The organism is Vibrio taketomensis (genome assembly GCF_009938165.1).
GTDB classification, from domain to species: Bacteria; Pseudomonadota; Gammaproteobacteria; order Enterobacterales; family Vibrionaceae; genus Vibrio; species Vibrio taketomensis.
The window spans coordinates 277,967-292,301 of the sequence record NZ_AP019649.1 but is presented as its reverse complement, the minus strand read 5'-3'; the positions used below and the strand labels follow the sequence as shown (position 1 = coordinate 292,301).

Below are 14,335 nucleotides of genomic sequence, written 5' to 3'. Positions count from 1 at the left end.
CCGCATCAAAGGAATAGGAAGCCAAAACTCAATTGTTCACATCGGCGGCGTTCGTCACGGTGAACTGAGTAAACTCCTCACCTAAATCGAACACATAGCCACGGGGCATCATCAACGGTTTACCCGACACAACCGCAGTAACCAGTTTGCCCTCTTGAGCATTAGGTAACGACCTGTCGCTTTGATTTGTGCTTGCTGGCCGTTACGTAAACGAATATCTACTAACATCATTTCCCTGCTTAAACGCAAACACGATAAACACCACCAAGAGCAAACCACCCATGACGAGATACAGTGTTTTCTGACTTTCCAAAATCTCCGTTGCCCGCCTGAGTTATCGTTTCGAATCGTCTTTTGAATACCATCGAGCAATTTATAGTTATTACTGGTTTGAGTGCCGGTCCGCAAGGGCATCCAATGACCGATTGTTTTGCTCTTGAATCGCTCTAACGCCGATTGAATGACTTGTTTGTTGGTATCCAGCGCTTCCTGTCACATGGCTATTTTCTTTCAGGGCAGTTTGTGTGGCGCTTTTGGTGACATCAACGGCGTTGTCTACGCTGTCAAATGCCTCTTGCTAAACCGTCCGCAAAATCAAAGCTGGACTTAATCGCACCACCATCCAACACATTGTTGATATTGGTATTGGTGACGGTACTTGCTTGCGAACTTCGTGAACGGCTCATACCACAGCCCCCAAATCAATCCGGTAAGCGCCCGACTCAAAACCCTCACCGAGAATTTCAACCGGATGGAATCGACGCCAAAACGAAGCACACCACGCTCATCCTCTGCCACATGAAAGCGAACGGTTTGAGCGCCTGCGTTCTTGGCCATTTTCAAAATCGTTTCCACGTACTTTTGATGCCCGTGCCAAGCGTTGCCATCCAAACCAGTTCTTTCCCTTCACCACGAATCACGATGTAAAGCGAACCAAAGCGCCATACGTCACCAAGCATTGTGAGTTTGATAATGGCAGGCAAACCCTGCCTTTGAAACATGGCAACCAAGTCAGACGTCCACGCCAGCTTTGCGGCGTTACTTTCAGCCATAACACCCCAAAATAAGCAGCACAGCGAGCACCGCATACACGGCGTAGTTACTGCCGCTTGAGCCTTGATTGTTGTTAAACGTCACGCTCCCACTGGTTCGGCTGCCACGGAATCACCGTTTTGGCACTCGAGGTGCCACCCGTAATGCCGCCGCCAGTGGAACACCACCACCAATGCTTGGGATCATTTCAACCACCCCTTACGCCATGCGACAAACAAAGCTGCCAAGACAATCATCGCCATGAAATAAGGTGGGCGACCTGCCTCGCCACCCGTTGCAGAGTCCACGACTTCTTAGTCCACCAAGCGCCAAACCGCCCCTACGAGAAAGGGAATAAGCATTAAAGGCATCACCCCCTACTTGAATAAGACGACTAAAATAATCAACGTCACCAACACCGCAGCACCACCCATTGCGTAAAGCTCCATACGCTTGCGGTCTTCTTTTTCGTTCGTCTCGCTCTTGGCGATTCACTTCATCAATGCGTGCTTGCTGCGATGCGGTAGCGTTCTCATTAGCGGCTCGCTTCGAGTTCGCTTGTGCTTCTTCACTGGATAAATAGGCTTTGCCGAGGTCAGAGCTTTTCTACTAGGTTGTCAAAAACCGTCCCAATAACCTTTTGCGCTTCTGCCATAAAGCCCCTTGTTACGCTGGCAAATGTTCAATTTCGATAAAATCGTTATAAACGTCGATTTCACCCGCCGTGCGTTTAGTAATGACCAGTTTCAAACTGGTTCGGGCAACCGGAATAAACGCTTGTTCGTTTGCAAAGCCAGTACCGACAAACGGTAGCCAAACCCCGTGAGCTGGCGCTTGCATGTCACCAAATCGGTTCATCTCAAAGTTGAGATCTTCCACGTTCGATTCCCAAATGATTTCGTTATCACGGCGAATCGCTAGATGGGTAATGTCGTTGTTTTCGGTCTCAGCAAGATAGAACGCAAACGCACATTCGCACCCACCAGTGGAAACTCATGCGCTTGCTCACCTGTTTGGGTTTGGGTGATAGACGTTTGTGTGTAGCGCTGTTGGAAATAACGCTCCGCTTGGTAGTCCACCACTCGTGCTTTAGCGCTAAATTCTGGAAAATCAGGGTCGCCTTCGACTTTGCTTTTACCGCCACTTTTAGCGTTAATAGCTCACCGTCTAGGTGAACCAATTCACCACGGCGAATACCTGACAAGGTGCGCAGCGTCTCGTCTGCAAACGGAATGACTAAGCGTGTTTTAGTGGCGTTCGCCACACCTTTTGCCACCACTGGCAACCCTTTTTCGTGTCGTTTTTGTGGAACCATGCGGCATCAATACCAATGATTTCCTTGTTATTACGCTCAAACGACACACGACCTAAGCGGTTCAATCGGTGATCTGTTTGCACTTCAATGGATGCAAAGGCGAATAGGTCTTTAATATCCAAAATTGCGTGCTTACCGTAAGGCGAACCCGAGCGGAACGGGTCTAGTTCATAGGGCGCACATTAAATGGGCCTTTAGTTTGAGCAATGATTGCGGCTTGTTGCGCTGTTGAAACTGCCATTGTTTTACCTTCTTCGTGTTTAAATAAACGGAAACAAAACGCCAAGGCGTTAGTTATTCAAACCGACCTTTTCGCCTACCGGACTAAGCGCATCAACGTTCGCAAGCGCATACATCACGCCAAGCATGACAACCACTGTCACTGCGACGAGCATCCATTGTTTTTGTTACACCGAACATATTTTCAAACCCTTTGTGATTAATAAATCGAATAGTATTTTTGTCATAAACCCCGCCGTTATTGGTTTGGGTTTTCACCATAGGCAGGCAAGAGGGCGAAAAAGAGATAAAAACCTATAGCTTGGAACCTATAGGTTTAAGTAGCGTTTAAATTGTGATTTAGGTCACATAACTTTTTAAACGAATTTCGCAGTTTTCACGAATGGCGCTCTTTCCTGTCTCTTTCAAAAGTATTCAAGTTCGACCAGGCTAAAAATATCTTCGGTCGGAATGTCGATTTCCACACTCCAGTATTTGCAGTCAGCTTTTGAATCCTGCATACCAATCCACTTAAACCGAGATTTTCGGACAATGACTTTCGGCACTTCCTGCGCCCGTTGGAAAATCGAATACATCACAAGCCCGAACTGGCGACCGCCGTTCCATAGCTCCGCAAGTTGTGGGCTGATACTGTTCGGGCTTTGACCGAGGCGGCGAGTTCTTCAATCGCCACATGCAGCTCCTTATGACCGTCGGCTAATTGCCAAGGATGCGAGCAAACATATCCAGTTGCGCTACGCCATACACACCGCACAGCGACACGGCAAAGGGTTTTTCTGGTTCATGGCTTTCGCCAAGGTGTAAGCAAATTCTTTGAGTGAGTAGGTTTTAATGATGGTCTTGCGGGCTATCTTGTCGTGGGCGCAATACGGGTCAAACAAGGCGATTCGTTTTGCCTTGGCTAACTGGCCGCATTGACGGAGGGCGGTCGTCTTACCGCCGCCCGTGGTCGCAACAAATAGCGTGTGGCGAGGCTTTAGTGCCTCGTTGCTATTCTTTGCCATGCTCTGCGCTCTCCTTTGGCGTCGCTTTGGCTTTGCGCATTTCAATTGATAGCCACATCGAAAACCTAAAATCGCCATTGCAAACAAGGCTTGTCCTTCTTCCTTGTAATCCCCTAATAGGCCAATCAGTCCACCATCGTACTTATTCAGAACGGGCGTGAAATTCTGCACTATCATCAGTTTCTTTTGTGGCTCTAACTCATAGCCGTCATGGATAAAGCTTTTAAAGCCCGCTTCAATCATGCCCACCACAAACTCTGCGGTCATTTCACCTTTAGCGCTGTTATCTTGAGGCTCCGACTCTGTTTCGCTTTCCTGTTGAGGCGCTGGCTCGATAGCGTCCAAATCACTGAGCAAGTCGTCGTTAAAGTCCAACCCTTCTAAACTAAACTCACTCATTGCCTTTCTCCCCTTGACGAGCAAAGCGCTTGAACGCCACAAACCACCAACCCCAATCACCAACACAACCAGCAAAACCCAAATGCCGCCGCTTACACGAGAGGCTTTAGGTTTGCCATGTTCTTTTGCTCTTGTCCTCGATAACTTCCTGCGTGGCGTTGTCAATCGTGACACTTGGCTCACTTGCGGCAAGGCTTGCTTTCGGTTCGCTGTCTTCGATGATCACATCACCGGCACACGCTAGCGATTCAATCTCTCGAATCCCATTCATCTTGGCATCGTATTGAGCAGGGTTCTCGGTCCACTTGTTTGCAGTAATCTGCTCTTGCTCATCGCTTACATCGGCCTCATAGCGAATGGCATAATCTTTTAGCGTGGGAACGTAATGTTCTTTGATGTAGTTTTCGTGTCGCTGGATTGGATAGTGGCGTTGCACTGGCCGCACGAAAGATACGGCGTGTTTGCACGTTTACCACCACAAGGAAAATGCACCGTTGATGGCGTTTGGCATTGAGGGCAAGGCGCAAAGCCTGCAATTGCTTTATTACTGCTGACTTTAAGCATGTTGTGCCTCCATTTTTCTGCCACTTTCTCAACGACATTGTGAAGCTGAGCGCTCACTTGTTGGTACTCTGCGAGCACTTCAAACAAATCGCTAGGCAAACCCAAGGCCGATAAATCAAAGCCACCACCAAGCACTTTCATCAATGACATTGGATTAATGCCGCCGCCTTTTTAGTGCATCAAAGGCCGTGTGAAGGCGAGCTTCTAGTTCTTATGACGAGTAGTTAAATCGAGTAAGTTCATGTTGTTTCTCTGCCTCACGGCGTTGGTTGAAAAGAAAAGCCCTGTCTCACGACGTTAGCTAGTAAATGTAGAAAGTCCCTGTCTCCGACGTTGACTGATATTAGTGAGTTATCGCTGTCTCACGACGTTGAATCACTTTGTATTGCGTCCCCAAATCATCGTGTATGGCACTCAGCATTTGGTTGACGTCGAACTCATCAGGCTCATCAAATGACAAGGCTCTGAGAGCACACTGCGCCAGTAAGCACGTTTATTTAAAAGCGCTGATACTGGTCTTGATACATGGCATCGGCCTTGCGTTTAAGGTCGCTTACGCCATGTAAAACGGGTCAACGTGACCAAAGCGGGTGATGGTCTCGCCACTAGGTAACGTTTCTTCCATGTTCATACCTGTAAGATTCATCGACCAACCACGAGCACCCGCCGCCCACTCTAAAATTTGTCCATGCGATCTTTGGCGTTATCACCGTCAAAGGTTACAGAGAACGATTGACGGCTAGAGGCGTGCATTTCACGTGACTTCATTTCGACACATAGTTTTTCATCGCACGTTCTTTGCGAATAATGAGTTGTTGTAGTTTCTTTTGTTTTCTTCGTCTTGATTGGTTGGCAAAGCCGAGGCTTTCACGGCTTGAGATTTCTGAGCGCTTAGGCGTCGAAGTGAGCGTTCAATGGGCTTTTCCATTGCTCTAATTTATAGCCAAGCTCTTTGATAATGGCGGTCATGTTATCGGTGTCGAACGTGGCCAGCGTTTCCAAGCTGGCGCTCGAGAACAGCGTGCGATGTTGTAGCGATTACCACGAATCAAACCTTGTCCCGCATTTTCACCTTTCGCAGCATAGCCAATCGCTTTGATGATGTAAGAGCCTGCGCCTTTGAATTATGGATGGGCTGAAGGTTTGCCATACCTTTACCCCAAAGGCGTTCGATTCGCTCAGCCCAATCATCAAAGAGAACGGTCAACACTCCAATTAATCAGCACATGTGCATGAGGGTTTGGCTCACCATCATCATTCATCGGCATTCTGCCACCCAGATGTAATCCAATCCGCCACATCACGAGCAGGACCGAAATCGCTAGGCACCGCTTTGTATTTCGGTTCAATCTTTCACCTGTCGAGGTCACCCAACCCCGTTGATACATTTTTTGAGGGCATCGAAAAAGCGACTGATTTCTTTACCGATAGTGGTTTCGGCTGTCTTAACAATGCGAAACGGTTTTGCGGCAACAGGGTATACACACCATCTTTGCCATACACTAATTCGCCTTTGTCACGAATGAATTTAATCGGTGTGTAAATCAAACCGTCTTCGGTTTCATCCATACCACCAAACAAGCCAAGGCGCTGTTTACGGGTAAAGGTCAAGGTCAGAAAAGTAGAAAACCGTCTTTGCACTGCGCCACGTAAGCCGCTGACTCAAACACTTTGCTGACGCAGCGTTTAGTCAATCGTTCAGTGAAACGCTCACCGACATTGGCATCCGGCGCATCACTTGGCGGAGTGTTCTTTACCACCATCGCACGGTATTGACCTGACCACTCGACGCTGAATGTGCAGTTTTGATGGGGCGACATTTTCTCAAATTGGTGAGCATGAGCATTTTTGGCGCAAGGACTCGAGGCGTATTGTTCGCTAACAGATCATAGGTAGCGAAATAGTCGTCAAACGCACCCTCTTGAGGGCGTTCTCGTTTGATGCCGATAGGCGCACGTAGGGTGAGCACATGGCGTGAAATCTTGTTGAGTTTTGCTGGCGAAAGTCCGTGTCGGACTTTGCGCCCTTGGACAAGCCTATACTGTCCGCAGCAAGCTGCGCCCTTCGGGGATGAGTTGGTCACGTGAATTTAGCTTTTGAAATTCGCTGTTGAAATAGCGAGCTCACGGTCATGACGACTTTGGCGGTTAGAAACAAAATCGTAAACCGGAATATCTTTCACAACTCCAGAATCTAGTAATGCTTGCTCGCGTTTTGAATAGATTGGGGCATTTTGATGCTAAAACCCGCTTCGAAGCAGGCATTACTAGATAGGATCTGATTGACTGGGCGAACTGCGCCGCCCACATAGATTAAGTCATTAACGTTCATAGAGATTTATTTCAGGCTGGCTGTCATTCGCAAAGCACGAGCTTGAAGCGCTCGTTTAATCTCAATTTGACCACGGCGGCTGTAACGATAATCCTCACAACCTTCTTTGTGTGGACGATACCCATTTGGAAAGTATTTAGCTTTGATGCTTTCGAGAATTGCTAAACCTTGGTCTGTCATAGCACACCGCCATTTACAGATGACCATTCAAGTTTTGCTTCCTCATAACGTTGGTCGATGTAATTTGCTAAATCTTCGATTCTTACAAAGAAGGGCTGCGTTCTGAATCACGCAGTTTGAAGGTAGGGATAGGAAAATCACAAACTTTGGCTCTTTGCTCCGCAGTTCTAGCTGTTATACCAAAAACTCTTTACTGACTTCTTTCAACTCAACAAGAGTATTTCCATATCGGGCAAGTAGTGCAAATTGTGTGTTCATATAGTCACCATGTAGTACACTCATTTAAATCTATCGTAATTCATCATCATTCGAAACACATTGAACAACAACGAACAACACAAGAGCGACTATACACGCTTTAGAGAGATTCAACAACAATGAACAACAATGAACAACATAGGAATGACGCAGACACTCAAATAGACCAGCTAAAAGAACTAACCAACACATCAACTAACGTTGAACTAGCTGAGGTCTTAGGCACTACAAAGAATACGATTCAGACATGGCGACGCCGAGGAAATGTACCTGAAAAAATTTTTACGAAGGCAAAGCAGATTTCACAAAATGGCGGCGTTATACCTCCTGTCGGCTACGTCAGCTTAGACTTGTATGAGGTCGAAGTGAGCGGGACACGGCGCATTGGTAATTTGTGAAGAAAAGTCCAGTGACATCGTTTTTAGCAAAGCATTCATCAGTAATTCGATTGGTGTAACCCAAACAATGTTTTTAATGCCTGTGAAAGGCGACAGTATGTGTCCAACACTGAAGAACGGAAGTTTGGTGATGGTCAACAGAATAGAACAGCTTACTGGTGACGGAATCTTTGTATTTAGATTCGACGGACAGCTAATGGTTAAACGTCTTCAGTTTTCCAAATATGGATTAAACGTTGTGAGTGACAATGACGCTTATAAGCCTTGGGAACTAACAAAAGATGAAATTGCTAGTAATGATTTCCAAATTATCGGTGAGGTAGTTTGGTCAGGACAGAGAATGTAAATACGTCCAGTACGGATTTTGGTACGTATATTAACGGGACAGCTTGGTATCACTCACTTGTCTGTCCAATCCAACATGGGAGCGATTGAGAACTTGCACGAATGAGTCATAGGTCTGAATTCCAGTCTAATGCAGTAGGTTTAAGCAAAAATTTCGGTCGAATATTGTAATCGCTTCCCAAGATAGGTGCCAATTTATCTTCATACGTATCGTTTTATGAATAGTTTTGATAACTTAGCTAACCACAATACCTCGATCTCTACTGTTTATTTACCGCACAAGAGGCAACCCTTTGCACATAATGCAACGAATAGTCCCCAAGGTTAGAGTTTGAATGGTATATTGTTGAAAAAGTCCAATCATGATGGTGGAAAATTTGGACCAAGAGCTAATAACGCAAATTGAACAGATATGTGCAACCCGAGGTGTGCGACTAACCTCACAACGTAAACAGGTTTTTCAATTAATCTGTGCAAGCCCTAAAGCATCTAGTGCTTATGAATTGCTAGAGCAACTCAAAGTTACCGAGCCGCAGGCCAAGCCGCCGACGGTATATCGTGCGCTCGATTTTTTGTTAGAGCAGGGTTTTATTCATAGAGTCGAATCGACCAACAGTTTTATTCAATGTTGCTCGTGTAACGCACATAAACATTACTCACATCTGCTAATTTGCGACAAATGTAGTAACGTTATTGAACTGCAAGATGATAGTTTGGTAGCCTTGCTAGCAAGCAATGCAGAAAAACATGGCTTCACTATAACTAACCATGTACTTGAATCACATGGAATTTGTCAGTCATGCTCATCAGATATTGAACGATAAAGATATAGAAGAAAATTATGCGCGCTGAATTTGTAAACCCGTTTTTAGCTTCATTGATGAACGTTCTAAAAACGATGGCTTCGCTGGAACTGAAGCCACAAAAGCCTCGTGTGAAGAAAGATGAAATCGCACGTGGTGATGTATCAGGCCTAATAGGGATGGTTGGTCCGCAAACTCGCGGCTCTATGTCAATCACCTTTGATGAAAGCCTAGCGCTAGAAATCATGCAAAATATGCTAGGTGAACGTCCAAACGGTTTAAATGATGAAGTGACCGATATGGTCGGTGAAATCACCAACATGGTTACTGGCGGCGCTAAACGTATTTTAGCCGAGAGTGGCTTTGACTTTGATATGGCGACACCAATTGTTGTCTCAGGCAAAGGGCACACCATTCGTCATAAATGCGAAGGTGCGATCATCATCATGCCATTTAGCTCTCAATGGGGTAATGCTTTTATCGAAATTTGTTTCGAATAAGCAGACGACCACCCGTGTTCTAAAAGCTTCCTTAACGGAAGCTTTTGCGTTTTTAGTGCAAATATAGCTTTGGGTCTACCGTAACTCCAAAGCTATAAAGTCTACTTATAAAGCTTTTAGATCATTGGTAACCCAAAGCGACTTAAGCTGCACACAAGAGTTATCCTCTATTGGATGACCCCTTTTACCCGTAACGCCCCTAAGCACTGCTCAACCAGTGCCTCTATCGATAATTCTCCAGCTGGTAAGTCAATTTCTGGAGCCAATGGCGCCTCATATTCAGAATCGATTCCTGTGAAGTTAGGAATTTCACCCGCACGCGCTTTTTTGTATAACCCTTTTGGGTCACGCTGCTCACACACATCAAGAGATGTATTAACAAAAACTTCGAGAAACTCACCCTGTGGTAATAGATCACGCACTAACTGGCGTTCTGCACGATGAGGTGAAATAAATGCTGATAACACAATTAACCCAGCATCAGCCATCAGCTTAGCGAGCTCACCAATACGACGAATATTTTCACGGCGATCTTGCTCTGAAAAGCCTAAATCACTGCACAAGCCATGACGAACGTTATCACCATCAAGCAGATAGGTATGATAACCAAGCTCGGCCAACTGATTTTCTAGCGCACCTGCAATCGTAGATTTACCAGCACCTGATAAGCCTGTGAACCATAATACGGCTGGTTTCTGCTGTTTTAGGTTGGCACGAAATGCTTTATCAACCGTGTGCTGGTGCCAAACGATATTTTCATCTTTAACACGAGTAGGTGTTGTCATGGTGTCATCCTTTAATACGGGAAAAAAAGTGGAATTAATGCCAATACCAGCACTGAATAAACGATCGAAATCGGTATTCCCACCCTCACATAATCCTTTAATTTGTAATTTCCTACGCTGTAAACCAATAAATTAGTTTGATAGCCATAGGGAGAAATAAAACTCGCACTGGCACCAAACAATACCGCCATGACAAATGGCATGGGGTCAACGCCATAGCCTATCGCCATACTGTAGCCAATCGGAAAAGCCAATGCTGCGGCTGCATTATTGGTGACGAGTTCAGTCAAAATGAGAGTTAATAGGTACGTAGCCACCAACGCGCCAAATACTCCCCAACCATTAAAGGTTTCGATAAATACCTGACCAAGCTTGACTGATAATCCAGACGAGAGCATTAACTGGGCGATAGACAACGCCGAGCCGACAATCACCACAATATCGACAGGGAAACGGCGGCGCAGTTCACTTAACTGAACAATACCGAGAAACAGTGTCGCAAGAAGAAAAACCGCCAAGCCTTTGATTAACGGCACCCATTCAAGCAAGGCGAGAACAATGACGGTGCTAAAACCGACCAATACCGTCGTCGATTTTTGAAAATCGAGACGAGCACTAGAATCAAGATCGTTGACTAATACAAACTCTTTGCGATGAGCACGACGTTCAGCTTCAAAACGTTTACCTGGAACAAGTACAAGTGTATCGCCCGCATTAAGAGTGATATTACCAAGTCCCCCTTCTAAACGCTCGTGACCACGGCGAATAGCGACCACCACTGCGTCAAAACGGTCACGAAAATGACTGGTCTTTAGCGTTTTATTACAGAAGCTAGCGGATGAGCTCACCACCACCTCAACAAAGCTTTGTCCATTTAAATGATGCTGGCCAAATAAGGTTAAGCCTTGAATCTCTTGTAGTGTTGCGACACTTTCGATATCACCACAGAACAGCAATCTATCGTCGGCATTAAGAATAAATTCAGGATCAACCGAAGGCATGGTTTTACCATTGCGGATCACTTCAGCTAAGAACAGTTTACGTAACGCCCTGAGTTTGTTCTCAGTAATACTACGACCAACCAATGGCGATCCCGGCTCTACCTTTGCCTCAAGAAAATAAGGTAAATCGTCCTGAGATTGATCATCGTAGTTGGGCAAAAGATAACTGAGCGGAATTAAGATCAACAAGCCACCAAGCAGCACCGACAAGCCGATCATTGTTGGAGTAAAAAAGCCCAAACTAGGCAGCCCTGCGTCTTCCACAAAGCTATTAATGATCAAATTGGTTGAGGTACCAATAAGTGTTAACGTGCCACCAAGAATTGCCGCATACGAAAGCGGAATCAATAACTTTGAAGGTGCGTGCTGCTGATTACGTTTGATTGCTCCTATCAGCGATACCACAACGGCAGTATTGTTAGTAAAAGAGGATAACAACGCTGTAGAAACGCCCATTTTCGCAACCACAGAACCTAAACGGCCAGTCGATAGGCTACGACTCACCCAACTGATCAGCAATGTCTTCTCTAATGCAGCAGAAGCAAGGATAAGTAACACTAAAGTTAGCAATGAAGAATTGGTGAAATTCGTTGCCACTTCATTTAGATCGATCATTCCAGCGAGAAACGCGAACAACGCGGCACCGGCAAAAATAAAACTCGGCTTTATACGGGTGGCAACCAGGCATATCACAATGCCAAGTAATAGTGCCAGCACAAATCCTTGTTGCCACATACCACGTCCTTATTCCATTCAACTACAGTGGCGTACTTCATACGCCACTTATTTGTTGCTGCTTAAATTACTTCAACAATTGTGAAAGATCTTTCGCACCCCAATGCGGGAAATGCTTACGCACTAGCGCGTTGAGCTCAACTTCAAAGGCAGAAACGTCTCCAACCTTTTGCTCAATTTGGCTCAAACTCTCACGTACCAAACCAGCCCCTACCGTAACGTTAGTAAGACGGTCGATCACGACAAAGCCACCGGTATCTTGGCACTCGGTATAGCTGTCCAGAGCAACAGACTCATTTAAGCTCCACTCACATAGACCAATACCATTGAGGGGCAACTCTGCTGCATTATGAGTTGCGAGGTTGTTGATGTCATATTGATGGCGAATCGCCTCAACACGACCTACCGTTTTTTTGCCTGCAATCTTGATGTCGTATTCGCGCCCTGGTTGCAATGGTTGTTCCGTCATCCACACCACATCAGCAAGCAAGTGGTTGCTTGAAGTTACTTCAGCTTGATTAAGTACCAACAAATCACCACGGCTGATATCAATCTCATCTTCCAATGTCAGAGTAACTGCTTGACCTGAGTGCGCGACCTCTAGATCACCATCAAAAGTAACAATACGCGCAACTTTCGAGCTCTTGCCCGATGGCAAAGCCGTCACTTGATCACCCACACTCACGCTACCAGAAGCAATCGTGCCAGCAAAACCGCGGAAATCGAGGTTCGGACGATTCACGTATTGGATCGGAAAGCGGAATTCACCGACTTCTTTCTCTTGGTCCACATCGATGTTTTCAAGAATATCGAGCAGCGGTTTGCCTTTAAACCAGCTCATTTTCGGACTGGCTTCGACAACGTTATCGCCTTCCAGAGCTGATAGTGGAATGATCTGAATATCCGTTTCACCATGCAGCTTTTTCGAAAACTCTACATATTCATCGCGAATTTGCTCAAAACGATCTTGCGAATAATCCACCAGATCCATTTTGTTTACCGCAACGACAAAGTGCTTAAGTCCAAGTAGATTAGCTATAAAAGAGTGGCGTCTAGTCTGATCCAATACGCCTTTGCGGGCATCAATCAAGATCACAGCCAGATCACACGTTGAGGCGCCTGTTGCCATATTACGCGTGTATTGCTCGTGCCCTGGTGTATCAGCAATGATGAATTTACGCTTTTGGGTAGAGAAATAACGGTAGGCCACATCAATGGTAATACCCTGCTCTCGCTCCGCCTGCAAACCATCGACTAGTAGCGCTAAATCTGGGCGCTCACCAGTAGTACCGACGCGCTGGCTGTCAGAGTGGACCGCAGCTAACTGATCTTCATAAATCTGTTTTGAGTCATGGAGCAAACGACCGATCAATGTACTCTTACCATCATCGACTGAGCCACACGTTAGGAATCTAAGAAGTGACTTATATTGATGTTGTTTTAGGTATCCTTCGATCCCTAGCTCCGCTAATTGAGCTTCGACTGCACTGTTCATGTTCTTTCCTTAGATCCTAATTAGAAATATCCTTGGCGTTTCTTCAGCTCCATCGATCCTGATTGATCGTGGTCGATCGCTCGTCCTTGCCGCTCACTGGATGTCGCCACCAACATCTCTTCAATAATGCCGGTTAACGTATTAGCTTCTGACTCAATCGCACCGGTCAATGGGTAGCAACCCAGAGTACGGAAGCGAACACTTTTCTCTTCAATCACTTCGCCTGGTTGTAATTCCATACGATCATCATCAACCATGATCAGCATGCCATCACGCTCAACCACTGGGCGTTTAGCGGCTAGATATAAAGGTACAATCTCGATATTTTCGAGATAGATGTATTGCCAGATATCCAATTCCGTCCAGTTAGATAATGGGAACACACGAATGCTTTCGCCTTTGTTGATCTGACCGTTGTAGGTTTTCCACAGCTCAGGGCGCTGATTCTTCGGATCCCAAGTGTGGTTCTTATCGCGGAATGAATAGACACGTTCTTTCGCACGTGATTTTTCTTCGTCACGACGCGCACCACCAAAGGCCGCATCAAAGCCATATTTGTTCAGCGCTTGCTTTAATCCCTGAGTTTTCATGATATCGGTGTGCTTTGATGAACCATGAACGAATGGACTACAACCCATCGCGAGACCTTCTGGGTTCTTATGTACCAAAAGCTCAAATCCATACTTTTCCGCCGTTTTATCGCGGAATTCGATCATCTGTTTAAATTTCCAATCGGTATCCACATGCAGTAGCGGGAAAGGTATTTTGCCTGGGTAAAATGCTTTCCTTGCTAAGTGCAACATTACCGATGAGTCTTTCCCGATGGAGTACATCATTACCGGGTTATCAAACTCTGCCGCAACTTCACGAATAATGTGAATGCTCTCGGCTTCTAACTGTTTAAGGTGAGTTAAACGTTCTTGGTCCATGTTGGTGCTTCCTTTGCAGCT

Annotated in this window: 16 protein-coding genes and 2 pseudogenes; 4 read left to right on the top strand and 14 right to left on the bottom strand. The window is 45.9% G+C overall.

Going from position 1 to position 14,335, the window contains the following annotated elements; all coding sequences use genetic code 11:
• Positions 1-563: 563 nt before the first annotated feature.
• From Vt282_RS21160 to Vt282_RS21445, 10 genes and pseudogenes are all read right to left on the bottom strand, one after another.
• Positions 564-686 (bottom strand): hypothetical protein, encoded by a 123-nt coding sequence (locus Vt282_RS21160; protein ID WP_269472590.1) that lies wholly within the window; start codon positions 684-686, stop codon positions 564-566.
• Between the two features lie 153 nt (positions 687-839).
• Entirely contained in the window at positions 840-1,052 is a 213-nt protein-coding gene (locus Vt282_RS01440; RefSeq protein WP_162062373.1) for a hypothetical protein, read from the bottom strand.
• A 646-nt stretch (positions 1,053-1,698) separates the two neighbouring features.
• Positions 1,699-1,962: a hypothetical protein gene (locus Vt282_RS01435; RefSeq protein ID WP_462933665.1), complete on the bottom strand. Its 264-nt coding sequence runs from the start codon at positions 1,960-1,962 to the stop codon at positions 1,699-1,701.
• 16 nt (positions 1,963-1,978) lie between these two features.
• A complete protein-coding gene (locus Vt282_RS01430; protein WP_162062371.1) occupies positions 1,979-2,347 on the bottom strand; it encodes a major capsid protein P2 in 369 nt (122 codons plus the stop codon).
• 974 nt (positions 2,348-3,321) lie between these two features.
• The gene (locus tag Vt282_RS01425; protein WP_162062370.1) at positions 3,322-3,990 is read right to left on the bottom strand and encodes a hypothetical protein; all 669 of its coding nucleotides are present in this window, start codon (positions 3,988-3,990) and stop codon (positions 3,322-3,324) included.
• Between the two features lie 106 nt (positions 3,991-4,096).
• Entirely contained in the window at positions 4,097-4,426 is a 330-nt protein-coding gene (locus tag Vt282_RS01420; RefSeq protein ID WP_162062369.1) for a hypothetical protein, read from the bottom strand.
• A 1,481-nt stretch (positions 4,427-5,907) separates the two neighbouring features.
• Positions 5,908-6,195 (bottom strand): hypothetical protein, encoded by a 288-nt coding sequence (locus tag Vt282_RS19970; protein ID WP_174855802.1) that lies wholly within the window; start codon positions 6,193-6,195, stop codon positions 5,908-5,910.
• Positions 6,168-6,374, bottom strand: a complete 207-nt coding sequence (locus Vt282_RS19965; protein ID WP_174855800.1) for a hypothetical protein — start codon at positions 6,372-6,374, stop codon at positions 6,168-6,170. Before Vt282_RS19965 ends, Vt282_RS19970 begins: the two co-directional genes overlap by 28 nt.
• Positions 6,375-6,891: 517 nt before the next feature.
• On the bottom strand, positions 6,892-7,065 hold the full coding sequence (locus Vt282_RS19885; protein WP_167515595.1) for a hypothetical protein: 174 nt from the start codon (positions 7,063-7,065) through the stop codon (positions 6,892-6,894).
• Positions 7,062-7,323: pseudogene (locus Vt282_RS21445) on the bottom strand (pyocin activator PrtN family protein). Before Vt282_RS21445 ends, Vt282_RS19885 begins: the two are co-directional and overlap by 4 nt.
• A gap of 119 nt (positions 7,324-7,442) precedes the next feature.
• Here Vt282_RS21445 and Vt282_RS21615 point away from each other — a divergent pair.
• From Vt282_RS21615 to Vt282_RS01395, 4 genes are all read left to right on the top strand, one after another.
• Complete coding sequence (locus tag Vt282_RS21615) at positions 7,443-7,721, top strand: helix-turn-helix domain-containing protein (protein WP_415663430.1); 279 nt, start codon at positions 7,443-7,445, stop codon at positions 7,719-7,721.
• On the top strand, positions 7,708-8,067 hold the full coding sequence (locus Vt282_RS21440; protein WP_332057942.1) for a S24 family peptidase: 360 nt from the start codon (positions 7,708-7,710) through the stop codon (positions 8,065-8,067). The genes Vt282_RS21615 and Vt282_RS21440 overlap by 14 nt, the downstream gene beginning before the upstream one ends.
• A gap of 364 nt (positions 8,068-8,431) precedes the next feature.
• Positions 8,432-8,890, top strand: coding sequence for a zinc uptake transcriptional repressor Zur (gene zur, locus Vt282_RS01400; RefSeq protein WP_174238916.1), 459 nt, complete (start codon positions 8,432-8,434; stop codon positions 8,888-8,890).
• A gap of 17 nt (positions 8,891-8,907) precedes the next feature.
• Complete coding sequence (locus tag Vt282_RS01395) at positions 8,908-9,369, top strand: chemotaxis protein CheX (protein WP_162047285.1); 462 nt, start codon at positions 8,908-8,910, stop codon at positions 9,367-9,369.
• Between the two features lie 167 nt (positions 9,370-9,536).
• On the opposite strand, the gene cysC is transcribed toward Vt282_RS01395, so the two are convergent.
• From cysC to cysD, 4 genes and pseudogenes are all read right to left on the bottom strand, one after another.
• Complete coding sequence (cysC, locus tag Vt282_RS01390; RefSeq protein WP_162062368.1) at positions 9,537-10,154, bottom strand: adenylyl-sulfate kinase; 618 nt, start codon at positions 10,152-10,154, stop codon at positions 9,537-9,539.
• Positions 10,155-10,165: 11 nt separating this feature from the next.
• Positions 10,166-11,890: an SLC13 family permease gene (locus Vt282_RS01385; RefSeq protein ID WP_162062367.1), complete on the bottom strand. Its 1,725-nt coding sequence runs from the start codon at positions 11,888-11,890 to the stop codon at positions 10,166-10,168.
• Positions 11,891-11,957: 67 nt separating this feature from the next.
• The gene (gene cysN / locus Vt282_RS01380) at positions 11,958-13,385 is read right to left on the bottom strand and encodes a sulfate adenylyltransferase subunit CysN (protein ID WP_162062366.1); all 1,428 of its coding nucleotides are present in this window, start codon (positions 13,383-13,385) and stop codon (positions 11,958-11,960) included.
• Positions 13,386-13,405: 20 nt separating this feature from the next.
• Positions 13,406-14,326 (bottom strand): annotated as a pseudogene (gene cysD / locus Vt282_RS01375) (sulfate adenylyltransferase subunit CysD); the annotation flags it as partial.
• Positions 14,327-14,335 lie beyond the last annotated feature (9 nt).

Bases quoted from the DNA above. Each gene is read 5' to 3' on its own strand.
- zur (WP_174238916.1), top strand. From the start codon at position 8,432: ATGGTGGAAAATTTGGACCAAGAGCTAATAACGCAAATTGAACAGATA.
- Vt282_RS19885 (WP_167515595.1), bottom strand. From the start codon at position 7,065: ATGACAGACCAAGGTTTAGCAATTCTCGAAAGCATCAAAGCTAAATAC.
- cysN (WP_162062366.1), bottom strand. From the start codon at position 13,385: ATGAACAGTGCAGTCGAAGCTCAATTAGCGGAGCTAGGGATCGAAGGA.
- Vt282_RS19965 (WP_174855800.1), bottom strand. From the start codon at position 6,374: ATGTCGCCCCATCAAAACTGCACATTCAGCGTCGAGTGGTCAGGTCAA.
- Vt282_RS01440 (WP_162062373.1), bottom strand. From the start codon at position 1,052: ATGGCTGAAAGTAACGCCGCAAAGCTGGCGTGGACGTCTGACTTGGTT.
- Vt282_RS01395 (WP_162047285.1), top strand. From the start codon at position 8,908: ATGCGCGCTGAATTTGTAAACCCGTTTTTAGCTTCATTGATGAACGTT.
- cysC (WP_162062368.1), bottom strand. From the start codon at position 10,154: ATGACAACACCTACTCGTGTTAAAGATGAAAATATCGTTTGGCACCAG.
- Vt282_RS01430 (WP_162062371.1), bottom strand. From the start codon at position 2,347: ATGGTTCCACAAAAACGACACGAAAAAGGGTTGCCAGTGGTGGCAAAA.
- Vt282_RS01385 (WP_162062367.1), bottom strand. From the start codon at position 11,890: ATGTGGCAACAAGGATTTGTGCTGGCACTATTACTTGGCATTGTGATA.
- Vt282_RS21615 (WP_415663430.1), top strand. From the start codon at position 7,443: ATGAACAACAATGAACAACATAGGAATGACGCAGACACTCAAATAGAC.
- Vt282_RS21160 (WP_269472590.1), bottom strand. From the start codon at position 686: ATGAGCCGTTCACGAAGTTCGCAAGCAAGTACCGTCACCAATACCAAT.
- Vt282_RS01425 (WP_162062370.1), bottom strand. From the start codon at position 3,990: ATGAGTGAGTTTAGTTTAGAAGGGTTGGACTTTAACGACGACTTGCTC.